Below are 16068 nucleotides of genomic sequence, written 5' to 3'. Positions count from 1 at the left end.
GTTCAACACCCGTCAGAGCTGGCCGGATTCCCGTCGGCTCGGCGCTCAAACGGCAGGAGAGATGACCGTGCAGCAGGAGGCCCGAAGCGGCGGCGAGACGCTGGAGGTCTGGATCGACCAGGATCTGTGTACGGGCGACGGCATCTGCGCCCAGTACGCACCGGAGGTGTTCGAGCTGGACATCGACGGCCTGGCTTACGTGAAGGGCCCGGACGAGGAGCTGTTGCAGGCCAGGGGGGCCGCAACGCCCGTGCCGCTGCCGCTTCTCACGGATGTCGTGGATTCGGCGAAGGAGTGTCCGGGCGAGTGCATCCATGTGCGTCGGGTTTTGGACAAGGTGGAGGTTTACGGTCCGGACGCGGAGTGACCTTTCGGACACCCACCGTGAACATTGTCTGATTTCTCACATGGTCCGCGCGCGGGAACTCGTTTCAGACGCTGTGGGCCTGGTCGGGCGTGGAGCGGACGAACGCGTTCCCCTTCCACTGCCACTTGGTCGCGGTCTTGAGGTCGGGGCAGCAACTCGGTACGTCGGAAGAGGAGTAGCCGAGCAGGGTGGCGGTGACGGCTCCGGCGCGGACGGTGAAGTCGGTGACGTTGAGCCGGTCCTTGGGGGCGACGAGGGTGGCCACGACGCGTGGCTTCCCGGTGCCGGCGGCGTGGGTGAGGACGTACACGCCGTCGGGCGGGGTGCCCATGGCGGAGTCGCAGTGGACCACGGCGACCGTCTCCGGGCTGCCGTCGCCGTCGAGGTCCCCGGACGCCTTCTTGGCCACCACGGGCTTGACGCGTCCGCAGGCGAGGGGGAAGGCGACGCCCGCGGTGGTGGGTGGTGCGGCGGCCGGGGGGGCGGACTTCGCTCCGGTGCCGGTGCTCGGCTGGGCGGCGGTGGCGGAGCCGGGCTGGAGGACCGAGGAGAGGGCCACTACACCGGCGACGGCCGTGGCGGTGGCGAGCCAGTGGATCGGGCGGGGGTGGGCGTGAGCGAGTTCCGGGACGGCGGATTGCTGCACTAGGAGCGTCTCCTGTGAGGGCTGTGCCGGTGGGAGTGGCCAGCATGGTGCCACACGTCACAGTTCGGGGGAACGGCGGGGTCAGGGGTTTCCCGGACCGCGGGAGTCCGGTCCCTGGTGCTCCGTCAACGCGCGGGTGCCCCGGCTGGGTTCCGGGAGGGTTCCGGGAACTTCGCCGTGGCGCCCGCGCGTTGGTGCGGCTGGAGCGGCACCTGCGTCACCGGGGTGGCGATGCCGCAAGGGGCCGGCTCAGCGGCCGGTGCCTCCGTCGGCGTTGGGGCCGGCGTAGTCCTCGCCGTAGGCGCCCTTGGCAGGGCGGCGGCGGCGCATGGGCGGCTCGACGCCGTCGGCGAGGCGGCGGGCGGTGAGGAGGAAGCCGGTGTGGCCGATCATCCGGTGGTCGGGGCGGACGGCGAGGCCCTCGATGTGCCAGTTGCGGATCATGGTCTCCCAGGAGGTCGGCTCGTTGAAGCAGCCGATCTCCCGGATGGACTCCACGGTCCGGGCGAGCTGGGTGGTGGTGGCGACGTAGCAGCACAGGATGCCACCGGGCACCAGCGCCTTGGAGACGGCCTCCAGGCACTCCCAGGGGGCGAGCATGTCGAGGATGACGCGGTCGACGTCGGTGTCGGACAGGTTGTCCTGGAGGTCGCCGACGGTGAGCTGCCAGGCCGGGTGGGGGCCGCCGAAGTAGCGTTCGACGTTCTGCCTGGCGATCTCGGCGAAGTCCTCGCGGCGCTCGTAGGAGTGCAGCATGCCCTGGTCGCCGATGGCGCGCAGCAGGAAGCTGCTGAGCGAGCCGGAGCCGACGCCGGCCTCGACGACGCGTGCGCCGGGGAAGATGTCGGCGAAGGCGAGGATCTGCCCCGCGTCCTTGGGGTAGACGACGGCTGCCCCGCGGGGCATGGACAGGACGTAGTCGGGGAGCAGGGGGCGCAGCGCGAGGTAGGCGACGTTTCCGGTGGTGCGGACAACGCTGCCCTCGGGAGCGCCGATCAGTTCGTCGTGCGGGAAGGAACCCTTGTGGGTGTGGAAGTTCTTCCCGGCCTCGAGCGTGAACGTGTAGTGGCGGCCCTTGGGGTCGGTCAGCTGTACCTGGTCCCCGACCTTGAAGGGCCCGCGCCTGCGGGCGGCACCGGTCGGTTCGGACATGTGACCAGCCTACCGGCGTTTGCGGGGGGCGCCGACCACCTGTCTAGGAGGACTGCGGGGTGGGCCGGGCCATCGCTTTGACGAAGGCGCGTTCCACGTCGGCGGCGGAGAGGACGCCGTAGATCTCGCCGGTGTCCTCGACAACGAGGTACTCGGTGGCGGGCGCGGCGCGCAGGGCGTCGAGGAGGTCCTCGCCGGCCAGTTCCGCGGAGACGCGCATGCCGTCGGTGAGGTCCTGGGCGAGGCCGCCGACGGTGACCCAGGGCCGGCGGTGTTCGGGTACGCCGACGATGGCGGCCTCGCGGACGAGGGAGAGAGGGTTGCCGTCGGCGTCGACGACGACCAGGGCGCGGGCGCCGGCGGCGTTGGCGCGGCGCAGGGCCTCGGACAACGGGGTGTCGGTCTCGACGGGGACGGCGCGCCGGGTGAGGTTGCGGGCGCGCAGTTCGGGGAGGTGTTCGCGGAGCCGGGCCATGCGCAGGCTGTTGCCGGCGCCGGTCCAGATGATCGCGGCGAGGATCGCGGCGAGCAGGGCGTCGGTGACGGTGTCCATGCCGACGTTGTCCTCGGCGGTGGAGCCGAGCGCGCCGGACTGGGTGAGCAGCGGGAGGCCGATGAGGACGGTGACGGCGAGGGCCCTGCCGACCCAGGCGGCGGCGATCGTGCCGCTCATCGGTTTGCCGGTGATCTTCCAGACGACGGCGCGGAGCATGCGGCCGCCGTCGAGGGGGAGGCCGGGCAGGAGGTTGAAGGCGGCCACGATGAGGTTGGAGACCATGAGGCCGGCCAGGAGGACGCCGGGGACCGTGCCGGGTTCGACGGGGAGCATGGCGAGGTAGAACAGGCCGGCGAGGACCAGGGAGAGCAGCGGGCCGACGAAGGCCAGTACGAACTCGCGTCCGGGGGTCTCGGCCTCCTTCTCGATCTCGGAGACTCCGCCGAAGAACTGGAGCTGGATGCGGCGGACCGGGAGTTTGAAGCGGAGGGCCGCGACGGTGTGGGCGAGTTCGTGGATCAGGACGGAGGCGTAGAAGGCGACGGCGAAGAAGAGGGAGACGAGGTAGCGGGCGGCGCCGAGTTCGGGCAGCACGCGGTCGAGCTGACCGCCGAACACCCAGGTGATCAGCGCGGCGACGAGGAACCAGCTGGGTGCGACGTACACCGGTACGCCGAAGGGGCGTCCCATGAGCAGGCCGCCGCCGGGTTCGCGCCGGCGCCGTGGCGGGCGGCCCCGTGTGGTGCCGCTGTGGGCTTCGGAGCGGCTGGTGGTGTCGGCCGGGTACGGCCGGGCGGGCGTGGGTGCGCCGTGCGGCCGGGGGGTGTCCTGCGCCGTGGCCGGCGCGGCGTCGGCGGTGTCCTCGGCGGACCGCGGGTGCGGTCCGGCGGGGTCGTCCGGCCGGTCGCCGGCGGGGACGGCGGGCGGCCCGGCCGCTGCCGGGCGGGCGGCGGGTTCGTCGCCGGGGGCGTCCTGCGCGGCGTCGGCGGTGTCCTCGGCGGACCGCGGGTGCGGTCCGGCGGGGTCGTCCGGCCGGTCGCCGGCGGACGTGGGGCCCGCCGCCGCTTCGGGAGCGGGGGTCCGGCCGTCGGCAGGCGTCTCGTGCGGGCCGGGGCCGGTGGCCGGGGCCGTAGGACCCGCGGGGTGCTCGGCCGGCTCGTCGTCGCCGGACCGCGGCTGCCCGTTCGCGCCGCTCACGTCCACGGTGTCCCCTCGTTCGATGCGTCTTCCGCGTCTGCCGGGTGCCGGGCGGAAGGGTCTCGAGGTCGATGGTATGCGGCCGTCGTGGCGTGTTCCGCCCCGGCACCCCCTGTGTTCGGCCCGGCGTTGTCCACAGGTGGGGTCCGCGGCTGGGTGACTGTCAGTGGCGGGCCGTATGGTCTGTGGTCATGGACAGCAGCATCGAGGGCACGGCGGATGCCGGCGGCGGCGCGGGCGCGGAGGCGGGTGTGCAGCTCACGGGTGGGGCGGGGACGTCCGCGGTGGACGTGGCGGTCCCGGTCGCCGCGGTGGACACCGCGGCCGGGCGCGTCGTCGTGCCGCCCGCTTCCCTGTCGCCCTCGCGGGCGAGCGACTTCATGCAGTGCCCCTTGCTGTACCGGTTCCGGGTGATCGACCGGCTGCCGGAGAAGCCGAGCGAGGCGGCGACCAGGGGCACGCTGGTGCACGCGGTGCTGGAGCGGCTCTTCGACGCGCCGGCGGCCGAGCGGACCGCGCCCCGTGCCAAGTCGCTGATCCCGGGCCAGTGGGACCGGCTGCGGGAGACCAGGCCGGAGGTCGTGGAGCTGTTCGCGGACGATCCGGAGGGCGAGCGGCTGGCCCGCTGGCTGGGCGAGGCCGAGCGGCTGGTCGAGCGCTGGTTCACGCTGGAGGACCCGACCCGTCTGGAGCCGGCCGAGCGCGAGCTGTTCGTGGAGGCGGAGCTGGATTCGGGGCTGCGGCTGCGCGGAATCATCGACCGGGTGGACGTGGCGGCGACCGGCGAGGTGCGGATCGTCGACTACAAGACGGGCAAGGCGCCGAGACCCGAGTACGCCGAGGGTGCGCTGTTCCAGATGAAGTTCTACGCCCTGGTCGTCTGGCGGCTGAAGAACGTGGTCCCGCGCCGGCTCCAGCTGGTCTACCTCGGCAGCGGTGACGTGCTGACGTACGATCCCGTCCTCGCCGATCTGGAGCGGGTGGAGCGCAAGCTGCTCGCGCTGTGGGAGGCGATCCGGCAGGCGACGCAGAGCGGTGAGTGGCGGCCGCGGCCGACGAAGCTGTGCGGCTGGTGCGACCACCAGGCGCACTGTCCGGAGTTCGGTGGCACTCCCCCGCCGTATCCGCTGCCGGTGAGGGCGGCGGAGTCGCGGGCCGTGCCGCAGGGCAGAATAGGGCCGGACTAGCGAAGGAGATTTACGTGGCCATCCGCGTCCTACTGGTCGACGACCAGCCGCTGCTGCGTACCGGGTTCCGGATGATCCTGGAGGCGGAGCAGGACATCGCGGTCGTCGGCGAGGCCGGGGACGGTCTCCAGGCCCTCGACCAGGTGCGCGCCCTCCAGCCGGATGTGGTGCTGATGGACATCCGTATGCCGCGGATGGACGGGGTGGAGGCGACCCGGCAGATCACCGGTCCTGGGCGGGACGGTCCGGCGAAGGTGCTGGTGCTGACCACGTTCGACCTGGACGAGTACGTGGTGGAGGCGCTGCGGGCCGGGGCGAGCGGCTTCCTGCTCAAGGACGCGCCCGCCGACGAGCTGGTGCAGGCCATCCGGGTGGTGGCGGCCGGGGAGGCGATGCTCGCGCCGAGCATCACGCGTCGGCTGCTGGACAAGTACGCCACGCATCTGCCTTCGGGGGACGAGCCGGTGCCGGACACGCTGCACACCCTGACCGACCGGGAGGTCGAGGTACTGAAGCTGGTGGCGCGAGGGCTGTCGAACGCCGAGATCGCCGCCGACCTGTTCGTCAGCGAGACGACCGTGAAGACGCATGTGGGCCATGTGCTGACCAAGCTGGGGCTGCGGGACCGGGTGCAGGCGGCGGTGTACGCGTACGAGAGCGGGCTGGTGCGCCCCGGCGCGCAGTAGCGGGCCGGGCCGTACGACCGGCGAAGGGCGCCCCCTCCCGAGGGAGGGGGCGCCCTTCGTGTGCCGGCGGCCGGCCGCCGGCCGAGGGCGTCAGTTGCCCACGCCGCGACCGAGCTCCCACAGCTGGAGCGACGAGGAGGAGTTCAGGGCGTAGGAGGTGCCCGTGATGTCGTTCCGCGCGGCGACGTACTGCTTGCCCTGCCACAGCGGCAGGATCGGGACGTCATCGGCAACGATGTCCTGGATCGCCGTCAGGCTCTTGGAGGCGGTGAGCCGGTCGGCCTCGCGACGGGACTGCGGGATCAGGGTGGTGCGGATGGAGGTGTTGGCGTACGGCGAGCCGAGAGTGTTGTCCTTGTCGAGGAACGGCGCGAGGAAGTTGTCGGCGTCCGGGAAGTCCGGGAACCAGCCCATGCCGTAGACGTCGTACTTGCCCTTCTGCTCGGCGCCCCGGAAGGTGTCCCAGGGCGAGCCCTGGATGCTGACGTCGAACAGGCCGCTGTGGTTGAGCTGCTTCTGCAGGATCTCGAACTCCTGCTTGGTGGCGGGGCCGTAGTGGTCGGTCGTGTAGTGCAGGGTCAGCTTCACCGGGGTGGTGATGCCGGCCTTGGCCAGCAGCGACTTGGCCTTGGCGGCACTGGGGTCGCCGTACTTGTTGAAGAACGAGTTGGAGTGTCCGGTCAGGGTGGCCGGGACCAGCGAGTACAGCGGCTCGGCCTGGGAGCCATAGACCTTGGAGACCAGTTCGCCGCGGTTGATGAGCTGGGCCATGGCCTGGCGGACCGCCTTGGTCTTCACCGTGGGGGCGTCGGTGTTGAAGGCGAGGTAGCGGATCTCCAGACCCGGCATCTCGACGAGGTCGGCGTTCTCGTCGGCGCCGGCGTCGAGCTTGTTGATCTGGGCCGGGGACATGGTGCGGGTCATGACGTCGATGTCACCCTTGTCGATCGCGGCGCCCATGGCGTCGGCGTCGTCGAAGGAGCGCATCTGCACCTTGTCGTTGCTTACCTTCAGACTGCCCTTGTAGTTGGGGTTCTTGCTGAAGGTCATGCTGTCGATGGCGTTGTCCTTGACGTCCGCCGAGAAGGTGTAGGGGCCGGAGCCGTCCAGCTCGAAGCCGTCGCGCAGCTTGTCCTTGGCGTAGTCGTCGGGGTTCACGATGCCCGCGACCGGGGTGGACAGCTTGTACGGGAAGGTGGCGTCCGCGGTCTTGAGGTGGAAGATCACCTCGCGGTCGCCCTGCGTCTCGACGGTGTCGATGGTCGACAGCAGGGCGAACACACCGCTGTCGGCCTTGATGCGCATCGCACGCTCGATCGAGTACTTCACGTCCGCGGCGGTGATGGCGTCGCCGTTGGCGAACTTCAGGCCCTCGCGCAGCTTGCAGGCGTAGCGCTCGTTGCCGGTGTCGGTGAAACCACAGCTCTCGGCGGCCTCGGGTACGGGGTCGCCTTCGCCCTTGGGCTGGATCATCAGGGTCTGCACGGTCTGGCGCAGGATGTTCCAGGTGCCGACGTCGTAGGCGTAGGCCGGGTCGAGCGGGGCCGGCGCGTCCTTGGTGGCCGTGAACCGGTCCGTGGTGCCGACAACGATCGCGTCGCCGCTCTTGCTCCCGCTGTTGTCTCCGCCGCACGCGGCGAGGACCGGCGCGAGCAGGCCGGCCACGGCCGGAAGCACCAAAGTCTTGCGGTTCATGCTCGGGTTTCTCCAGGGCTGTTTGAATCCGTGTACCCGGCATGCATGGGTGTTGCGGCGGATCACGGGATAAGGGCGATGTTCTCGCGACGAGATTAGTCCGCGTCCGCAGGAGGGTTCACAGCCGCCGGAGTTGAGTTCCCATCACGCAGTGAAACCGGGCGCGGACACACCGAAAACCCGACAGTGGCAGGATTAGTGCAGCGTTCCATGAATCGGGACACAAGGACGCGCGGACCGCCCCCGAACGGGGGTGACCCGCACAGGTCAACACGATTGTCGAGCCTCAGGGGGGTGACGAACGTCATAGTTCCGTCCGGGTTGTTCAGTGGTGAAATCCGGTCGCGCGGCCCGCTCGAATATCACCGTCCGCGCTCGGATGTAGCACCGTGGGATTGTGCCCAATGGAGGGCCCACGCTGGGTGAACGGCTAGCGCATTTCCGTCATCAAACCGCGCAGAAATGCCAGGTCGACCTCCTCCAGGGAGGTCACGACGGTCCGCCGGGCGGCCGGGGAGATGGAGGCGACCGACGGCACCGCGACCACCTGGCAGCCCGCGGCCTCGGCCGCCGCGACGCCGGTCGCGGTGTCCTCGACGACCGCGCATCTGACCGGGTCCGCGTCCAGTCGGGCGGCCGCGAGCAGGTAGGGGTCGGGGTGCGGCTTGGTGCGCGGCACCTCGTCGCCGGCGATGGACAGGGAGAAGTGGTGGGGCCCGAGCGAGGCGAGCACCCGGTCGATGATACGGCGGTGCGAGGCGGAGACCAGGGCCGTCGGGATCCGCTGCTCGTACAGCTCCGCGAGGAGTCTGGCCGCGCCCGGCATCAGCGGCAGGGTACGCCCGATGCGGTCCTCGAATCCGTCGTTCAGCAGCACGCTGAGCTCGGCGAGGGTGATGTCGGCGCCGGTGGCCTCGATGAGGAAGCCCGCGCTGCGGGTCATGGGCCCGCCGACGACGACGTGGCGCCAGGAGTCGTCGAGGGTGTGGCCCAGCCGGGCGAAGACCTCCACTTCGACGTCCCACCAGAAGCCCTCGGTGTCCACCAGGGTGCCGTCCATGTCGAGCAGCACCGCCTGGAGGGCTGAGCCTTCCGCCGTACGGGTTCCGAGCGCGGGGACCGTGCTGGTCATCGAGGCACACCTCCTGAAGGGGCGATCAGGCCGGTTCCCGTACGGGAACCGGCCTGCGGTGGATCGACCAGTCTACGACTCTCGCTGATGAAACGCCTCGTTCACCGCTCGGGGCCCGTCGTCCCGGGCGGGCCGGGCCCCTCGGACGGCTCAGCGGGCGTTGAAGTACTTGGCTTCGGGGTGGTGGATCACGATCGCGTCCGTGGACTGTTCGGGGTGCAGCTGGAACTCCTCGGACAGGTGCACCCCGATGCGCTCCGGCTTGAGGAGCTCGGCGATCTTGGCGCGGTCCTCCAGGTTGGGGCAGGCGCCGTAGCCGAGGGAGAAGCGGGCGCCGCGGTACTTGAGCGCGAACATCTCCTCGATGCCGCTCGGGTCCTCCCCGGCGAAGCCCAGTTCCGCACGGACGCGGGCGTGCCAGTACTCGGCGAGGGCTTCGGCCAACTGGACGGAGAGCCCGTGGAGTTCGAGGTAGTCACGGTAGGAGTTGGATGCGAACAGTTTGGCGGTCTCCGTTCCGATCCGGGAACCGACGGTGACCACCTGCAGGCCCACCACGTCCGTCTGGCCCGACTCCTCCGGGCGGAAGAAGTCGGCCAGGCACAGCCGCCGGCCGCGCCGCTGGCGCGGGAAGGTGAACCGGGTGCGCTCGTTGCCCTGTTCGTCGAGGATGATGAGGTCGTCGTCCTTGGAGACGCACGGGAAGTAGCCGTAGACGACCGCGGCTTCCAGCAGGTTCTCCGTCTGGAGCCGGTCCAGCAGGCCGCGCAGGCGCGGGCGGCCCTCGGTCTCGGCGAGCTCCTCGTACGTCGGGCCGTCACCGGTGCGGGCCTGCTTCAGGCCCCACTGGCCCTTGAACAACGCGCCCTCGTCCAGCCAGCTCGCGTACTCCTTGAGCTGGATCCCCTTGATCACCCGGGTGTCCCAGAACGGCGGGACGGGCACGGGGTTGTCGGTGGCGACGTCGGAGCGGACGTGCCCTTCCTCGGGCCGCTCCTCGACCTCGACGCCGGCCGCCGCCCGTACCCGGCGCTGCCTGAGCTCCGGCAGCTTCGCCCCCGGCACCCCCCGCTTCACCCCGATGAGCGCGTCCATCAGGTGCAGGCCCTCGAAGGCGTCCCGGGCGTAGCGGACCTCGCCCTGGTAGATCTCGTGGAGATCCTGCTCCACATAGGCCCGGGTGAGGGCCGCACCGCCGAGGATGACGGGGTAGCTGGCGGCCAGGCCGCGCTGGTTGAGCTCCTCCAGGTTCTCCTTCATGATCACCGTGGACTTCACCAGCAGCCCGGACATGCCGATCACGTCGGCGCGGTGTTCCTCGGCCGCCTCCAGGATCGCCGAGACGGGCTGCTTGATGCCCAGGTTGACCACGTTGTAGCCGTTGTTGGACAGGATGATGTCCACCAGGTTCTTGCCGATGTCGTGGACGTCACCGCGCACCGTGGCCAGGACGATGGTGCCCTTGCCCTCGGCGTCCGACTTCTCCATGTGCGGCTCGAGGTGGGCGACGGCGGCCTTCATCACCTCGGCGGACTGCAGCACGAACGGCAGCTGCATCTGGCCGGAGCCGAACAGCTCACCGACCACCTTCATGCCGTCCAGCAGGGTCTCGTTGACGATGTCCAGGGCGGGCCGGGTCAGGAGGGCTTCGTCGAGGTCGGCCTCCAGGCCGTTGCGCTCGCCGTCGATGATGCGGCGCTTGAGGCGCTCCTCCAGCGGGAGGGCGGCCAGCTCCTCCGCCTTGCCCGCCTTCAGGGACTTGGCGGTGGCGCCCTCGAAGAGCTGCATCAGCTTCTGGAGCGGGTCGTAGCCTTCGGCGCGGCGGTCGTGGATGAGGTCGAGGGCCGTGTTGACCTGCTCCTCGTCGAACCGGGCGATCGGCAGGATCTTCGACGCGTGCACGATCGCCGAGTCCAGACCCGCCTTGACGCATTCGTCGAGGAAGACGGAGTTCAGCAGGATCCGGGCGGCCGGGTTGAGCCCGAAGGAGATGTTCGACAGGCCGAGGGTGGTCTGTACGGCCGGGTGGCGTCGCTTCAGCTCACGGATCGCCTCGATCGTGGCGAGACCGTCCTTGCGGGACTCCTCCTGACCGGTACAGATGGTGAAGGTCAGGGTGTCGATCAGGATGTCCTCCTCGCGGATGCCCCAGTTCCCTGTCAGGTCCGCGATCAGCCGCTCGGCGATCTCGACCTTCTTCTCCGGGGTACGGGCCTGGCCCTCCTCGTCGATGGTCAGCGCGATGAGCGCGGCGCCGTGTTCCGCGGCCAGCCGGGTGACCCTGGCGAAGCGTGACTCGGGACCGTCGCCGTCCTCGTAGTTGACGGAGTTGATGACCGCGCGTCCGCCCAGCTTCTCCAGGCCCGCCTGGATGACGTCGACCTCGGTGGAGTCCAGCACGATCGGCAGGGTGGAGGCGGTGGCGAAGCGGCCCGCCAGTTCCTCCATGTCGGCGACACCGTCCCGGCCGACGTAGTCCACGCACAGGTCGAGCATGTGCGCGCCCTCGCGGATCTGCTCCCGCACCATCTCCACGCAGTCGTCCCAGCGGCCCTCGAGCATGGCCTCGCGGAACTTCTTCGACCCGTTGGCGTTGGTCCGCTCACCGATCGCCAGGTAGGAGGTGTCCTGCCGGAACGGGACGGACTGGTAGAGCGAGGCGGCGCCCGGCTCGGGCTGCGGTGCGCGTTCGTGCGGAGTGACGTCGCGGACCCGTTCGACGACCTGGCGCAGGTGCTCGGGGGTGGTGCCGCAGCAGCCGCCGACCAGCGAGAGGCTGTACTCCCGTACGAAGGTGCCGTGGGCGTCCGCGAGTTCCGGAGCCGTCAACGGGTAGTGAGCGCCGTCCTTGGTCAGCTCGGGCAGGCCCGCGTTCGGCATGCAGGACAGCGGGATGCGTGAGTGGCGGGCCAGGTAGCGCAGGTGCTCGCTCATTTCGGCCGGGCCGGTGGCACAGTTCAGGCCGATCATGTCGATGCCCAGCGGCTCCAGCGCCGTAAGGGCCGCGCCGATCTCCGAGCCCAGCAGCATGGTGCCGGTCGTCTCCACGGTCACCGACACGATCAGCGGCACTTCGTAGCCGGCGGTGCGCATGGCACGGCGGGCGGCGATGACGGAGGCCTTGGTCTGCAGCAGGTCCTGCGTGGTCTCCACGAGCAGGGCGTCGGCGCCGCCCGCGAGCAGGCCCTCGGCGTTCTGCTGGTAGGCGTCACGGATGACATCGAAGGTGGTGTGACCGAGGGTGGGCAGCTTCGTGCCGGGGCCCATTGACCCCAGCACCCACCGCTGCCGGCCGTCGCGCGCGCCGAAGTCGTCGGCGACCTCGCGCGCGATGCGGGCGCCGGCCTCCGACAGTTCGGCGACGCGCTCGGGGATGTCGTACTCGCCCAGGGCGGTGAGGTTCGCGCCGAAGGTGTTGGTCTCCACGCAGTCCACGCCCACGGCGAAGTACGCCTCGTGGACCGAACGGACGATGTCCGGGCGGGTGAGGTTGAGGATCTCGTTGCAGCCCTCGAGGTTCTCGAAGTCCTCGAGTGTCGGATCCTGCGCCTGGAGCATCGTGCCCATGGCTCCGTCGGCGACCACCACGCGGGTGGCGAGTGCCTCTCGGAGCGCGGACACGCGGGCCCGGCTGTCGGTGGAAGGGGTCAGCGGCGACGAGGCCATGTAGGGGCTCCCTGAGATGCGACGGCTGTCGGCTATGCGGCTTTCCGGGCGGGCCCGGGGAAGACGCACGGCGCCAGCGTAACCGGGAGTGGGCTTGGATGGGCATGGCGTCCACGAGGCGGACGAGTACGGCCTGCGCGCCACGTCCGGGCCACATGTGACGTAACAAGTACGGACCGACCATTAGCGGTCGGTCGTCATGGACCGGTAGTGTTCGGCATTGCCGAACGGCGTCAGCGACGCGTGCACGGCGATGGACGCGGCGACAGACGAAGGGGACGGAGGCAGTACGGCGATGGCACGGAACATCCAGTCGCTCGAACGGGCGGCCGCGATGCTGCGGCTGCTCGCGGGCGGCGAGCGACGGCTCGGCCTGTCGGACATCGCCTCCTCGCTGGGCCTCGCCAAGGGCACCGCCCACGGCATCCTGCGCACCCTCCAGCAGGAGGGTTTCGTGGAGCAGGACGACGCCTCCGGGCGCTACCAGCTGGGCGCGGAGCTGCTCCGTCTGGGCACCACGTACCTGGACGTGCACGAACTGCGGGCGCGCGCCCTGGTGTGGACCGACGACCTGGCCCGTTCCAGCGGGGAGAGCGTCTACCTCGGGGTGCTCCATCAGCAGGGCGTCCTGATCGTGCACCACGTCTTCCGGCCCGACGACAGCCGTCAGGTCCTGGAGATCGGGGCCATGCAGCCGCTGCACTCCACGGCCCTGGGCAAGGTGCTGTCGGCGTACGACCCGGTCGCGCACAGCGAGGCGCTGGAGGCCGACCGGAAGGCCTTCACGGACCGCACGACGTGCGAGTGGGCCGACTTCGAGCACATCCTCGACCTCACGCGCGCGCGGGGCTACGCCGCCGACGTGGAGGAGACCTGGGAGGGCGTGGCCTCGGTGGCCGCGCCCATCCACGACCGGCGGCGGATGCCGGTGGGCGCGGTGGGGATCACCGGCGCCGTGGAGCGGCTGTGCCGCGACGGGGAGCTGCGGCCCGAGCTGATCGCCGCGGTGCGGGACTGTGCCCGCGCGGTGTCACGGGACCTGGGCGCCGGGCGGTTCTGAGGGCATCCGGGCGAGGGACGGACGAGGAGATACGAACCGGAACGCCGGGCGGCGTTCCGGCCGTCGCCCTACCCTGAAGGGGACATAACAGGCGTACCCGCGCTTCCCGCGCCCGTAGACAGATAACCCACAGCGATCAATAACGATCGCATTTTCGATAACAGAACTCTTGACGCGCGCCTGAGGCTGAAGCAAGACTCCCGTCCATCGGTCGGCATTGTCGAACACCTACCGGCAATACGCGCTAGAGTGTGACAACGCCAAGGGCCGGCATCGCTCTCACCCCTGAGGGCGCTGAACCCCCGGAGGGACCCGGGGTTCGGCTTCCCTGGACGAAGGACAAAGGAGTCGCGGTTGTCCAGCTCCGACATCTTCATCGGCGAGACCATCGGTACCGCCATACTCATCCTGCTCGGCGGTGGCGTGTGCGCCGCTGTGACGCTGAAGGCCTCGAAGGCCCGTAACGCCGGTTGGCTCGCCATCACCTTCGGGTGGGGTTTCGCCGTTCTGACGGCCGTCTACACCTCGGCGCCGCTTTCCGGCGCCCACCTGAACCCGGCCGTGACCCTCGCACTCGCGATCAAGGACAAGGACTTCAGCAACCTCCCCACCTACTGGGGCGGTCAGCTGCTCGGCGCCATGATCGGCGCGACGCTGGTCTGGGTGGCCTACTACGGGCAGTTCCGCGCGCACCTCACCGACAAGGAGATCGTCGGCGGTCCGGGCGCGCAGGCCACGGCGGCCAAGGCCGTCGAAGCTCAGGAGCAGGGCGCCGGCCCGGTCCTGGGCGTCTTCTCCACCGGTCCGGAGATCCGGAACGCGGTGCAGAACCTCGCCACGGAGATCATCGGCACCGTCGTGCTGGTACTCGCCGTCCTCACGCAGGGCCTGAACGACAAGGGCAACGGCCTGGGCACCCTGGGCGCGCTGATCACCGCGCTGGTGGTCGTCTCCATCGGCCTGTCCCTCGGCGGACCCACGGGCTACGCGATCAACCCCGCCCGTGACCTCGGTCCGCGCATCGTGCACGCCCTCCTGCCCCTGCCCAACAAGGGCGGTTCCGACTGGGGCTACGCCTGGATCCCGGTGGTCGGTCCGCTGATCGGCGGCGCGATCGCCGCAGGCATCTACAACGTCGCCTTCGCCTGACGAGTACGGGCCGCTCACCGGCGACCCGGCACGGCCGACGAGCACGCGCCGTACGTAACGCCCCTCAACCACGGATTCCTCAGGAGCACACAGTGACCGACGCTCACACCGCAGGCCCGTTCATCGCCGCCATCGACCAGGGCACGACCTCCTCGCGCTGCATCGTCTTCGACCGGGACGGCCGCATCGTCTCCGTCGACCAGAAGGAGCACGAGCAGATCTTCCCGAAGCCGGGCTGGGTCGAGCACGACGCGAACGAGATCTGGACCAACGTCCAGGAGGTCGTCGCCGGAGCCGTCCAGAAGGCCGGCATCACCCGGGACGACATCAAGGCCATCGGGATCACCAACCAGCGCGAGACCACCGTGCTGTGGGACAAGAACACCGGTGAGCCCGTACACAACGCGATCGTCTGGCAGGACACCCGCACCGACGCCCTGTGCCGGGAACTCGGCCGCAACGTCGGCCAGGACCGCTTCCGCCGCGAGACCGGCCTGCCGCTGGCCTCGTACTTCGCCGGTCCCAAGGCCCGCTGGCTGCTCGACAACGTCGAGGGCCTCAAGGAGCGCGCCGAGGCGGGCGACATCCTCTTCGGCACCATGGACTCCTGGGTCATCTGGAACCTGACCGGCGGTGTCGACGGAGGAAAGCACGTCACCGACGTCACCAACGCCTCCCGCACGCTTCTCATGAACCTGCACACGATGCAGTGGGACCCGAGGATCGCCGAGTCCATCGGCGTGCCGCTGCAGATCCTGCCGGAGATCCGCTCCTCCGCCGAGGTCTACGGCGAGGTGACCGGCGGCAGACTCGGCGACCTCCTCGGCGGCATCCCGGTCGCCTCCGCGCTCGGCGACCAGCAGGCGGCCCTGTTCGGCCAGACCTGCTTCTCCGAGGGCGAGACCAAGTCCACCTACGGCACCGGCACCTTCATGGTGATGAACACCGGTGACAAGATCATCAACTCCTATGCGGGCCTGCTGACCACGGTCGGCTACAAGATCGGCGACCAGCCGACCGTGTACGCGCTGGAGGGCTCGATCGCCGTCACCGGCTCGCTGGTGCAGTGGATGCGCGACCAGATGGGCCTGATCTCCACCGCGGCCGAGATCGAGACGCTCGCGCTCTCGGTCGAGGACAACGGCGGCGCCTACTTCGTACCGGCCTTCTCCGGCCTGTTCGCCCCGCACTGGCGCTCCGACGCCCGCGGTGTGATCGCCGGCCTGACCCGGTACGTCACCAAGGCGCACCTCGCCCGCGCGGTCCTGGAGGCGACCGCCTGGCAGACCCGCGAGATCGCCGACGCCATGGTCAAGGACTCCGGCGACGAGCTGGTGGCCCTGAAGGTCGACGGCGGCATGACCTCCAACAACCTGCTGATGCAGACCCTCGCCGACGTCCTGGACGCACCGGTGGTGCGCCCGATGGTGGCCGAGACCACCTGCCTCGGCGCCGCCTACGCCGCCGGCCTGGCCGTCGGCTTCTGGTCCAGCACGGACGAACTGCGCGCCAACTGGCGTCGGGCCGCCGAGTGGACCCCCCAGATGGACGCGGACACCCGCGACCGTGAGTACAAGAACTGGCTCAAGGCCGTCGACCGGACCATGGGCTGGATCGAGGACGAGAGCTGAGCGG

The 16068-nt window shown here is 70.2% G+C and carries 12 protein-coding genes; 6 read left to right on the top strand and 6 right to left on the bottom strand.

Annotated features, from left to right (window positions below; genetic code table 11):
- Positions 1 to 61: 61 nt before the first annotated feature.
- On the top strand, positions 62 to 367 hold the full coding sequence (locus tag ABZX30_RS08685; RefSeq protein ID WP_355930569.1) for a ferredoxin: 306 nt from the start codon (positions 62 to 64) through the stop codon (positions 365 to 367).
- A 64-nt stretch (positions 368 to 431) separates the two neighbouring features.
- Here ABZX30_RS08685 and ABZX30_RS08680 read toward each other — a convergent pair whose 3' ends face one another.
- The 3 genes from ABZX30_RS08680 to ABZX30_RS08670 all read right to left on the bottom strand — a co-directional run bounded on the left by ABZX30_RS08680 (position 432) and on the right by ABZX30_RS08670 (position 3864).
- Positions 432 to 1013 (bottom strand): hypothetical protein, encoded by a 582-nt coding sequence (locus tag ABZX30_RS08680; RefSeq protein ID WP_355930566.1) that lies wholly within the window; start codon positions 1011 to 1013, stop codon positions 432 to 434.
- Positions 1014 to 1262: 249 nt separating this feature from the next.
- The gene (locus ABZX30_RS08675) at positions 1263 to 2165 is read right to left on the bottom strand and encodes a tRNA (adenine-N1)-methyltransferase (protein ID WP_355930565.1); all 903 of its coding nucleotides are present in this window, start codon (positions 2163 to 2165) and stop codon (positions 1263 to 1265) included.
- 43 nt (positions 2166 to 2208) lie between these two features.
- Positions 2209 to 3864: a site-2 protease family protein gene (locus tag ABZX30_RS08670; RefSeq protein ID WP_355930563.1), complete on the bottom strand. Its 1656-nt coding sequence runs from the start codon at positions 3862 to 3864 to the stop codon at positions 2209 to 2211.
- A 185-nt stretch (positions 3865 to 4049) separates the two neighbouring features.
- Here ABZX30_RS08670 and ABZX30_RS08665 point away from each other — a divergent pair, with 185 nt between their 5' ends.
- Both ABZX30_RS08665 and ABZX30_RS08660 read left to right on the top strand, forming a co-directional pair.
- Complete coding sequence (locus ABZX30_RS08665) at positions 4050 to 5045, top strand: RecB family exonuclease (protein WP_355930561.1); 996 nt, start codon at positions 4050 to 4052, stop codon at positions 5043 to 5045.
- 14 nt (positions 5046 to 5059) lie between these two features.
- Positions 5060 to 5731 (top strand): response regulator transcription factor, encoded by a 672-nt coding sequence (locus ABZX30_RS08660; RefSeq protein WP_355930560.1) that lies wholly within the window; start codon positions 5060 to 5062, stop codon positions 5729 to 5731.
- 90 nt (positions 5732 to 5821) lie between these two features.
- On the opposite strand, the gene ABZX30_RS08655 is transcribed toward ABZX30_RS08660, so the two are convergent.
- From ABZX30_RS08655 to metH, 3 genes are all read right to left on the bottom strand, one after another.
- Positions 5822 to 7426 (bottom strand): ABC transporter substrate-binding protein, encoded by a 1605-nt coding sequence (locus tag ABZX30_RS08655; protein ID WP_355930557.1) that lies wholly within the window; start codon positions 7424 to 7426, stop codon positions 5822 to 5824.
- Between the two features lie 430 nt (positions 7427 to 7856).
- Positions 7857 to 8558: an HAD family phosphatase gene (locus ABZX30_RS08650; RefSeq protein ID WP_355930555.1), complete on the bottom strand. Its 702-nt coding sequence runs from the start codon at positions 8556 to 8558 to the stop codon at positions 7857 to 7859.
- Between the two features lie 150 nt (positions 8559 to 8708).
- A complete protein-coding gene (gene metH / locus ABZX30_RS08645) occupies positions 8709 to 12224 on the bottom strand; it encodes a methionine synthase (protein WP_355930552.1) in 3516 nt (1171 codons plus the stop codon).
- Positions 12225 to 12519: 295 nt separating this feature from the next.
- Here metH and ABZX30_RS08640 point away from each other — a divergent pair, with 295 nt between their 5' ends.
- The 3 genes from ABZX30_RS08640 (at position 12520) to glpK (ending at position 16064) form a co-directional block, all read left to right on the top strand.
- The gene (locus ABZX30_RS08640) at positions 12520 to 13284 is read left to right on the top strand and encodes an IclR family transcriptional regulator (protein WP_355930549.1); all 765 of its coding nucleotides are present in this window, start codon (positions 12520 to 12522) and stop codon (positions 13282 to 13284) included.
- Between the two features lie 354 nt (positions 13285 to 13638).
- A complete protein-coding gene (locus ABZX30_RS08635) occupies positions 13639 to 14433 on the top strand; it encodes an MIP/aquaporin family protein (RefSeq protein WP_355930546.1) in 795 nt (264 codons plus the stop codon).
- A gap of 92 nt (positions 14434 to 14525) precedes the next feature.
- A complete protein-coding gene (gene glpK / locus ABZX30_RS08630) occupies positions 14526 to 16064 on the top strand; it encodes a glycerol kinase GlpK (RefSeq protein ID WP_355930545.1) in 1539 nt (512 codons plus the stop codon).
- Positions 16065 to 16068 lie beyond the last annotated feature (4 nt).

The sequence above is a fragment of the Streptomyces sp. NPDC004542 genome (assembly GCF_040610035.1).
Taxonomy (GTDB): Bacteria; Actinomycetota; Actinomycetes; order Streptomycetales; family Streptomycetaceae; genus Streptomyces.
Note: the sequence above shows the minus strand (reverse complement) of the source record. Positions and strands in the feature narration are given on the sequence as shown.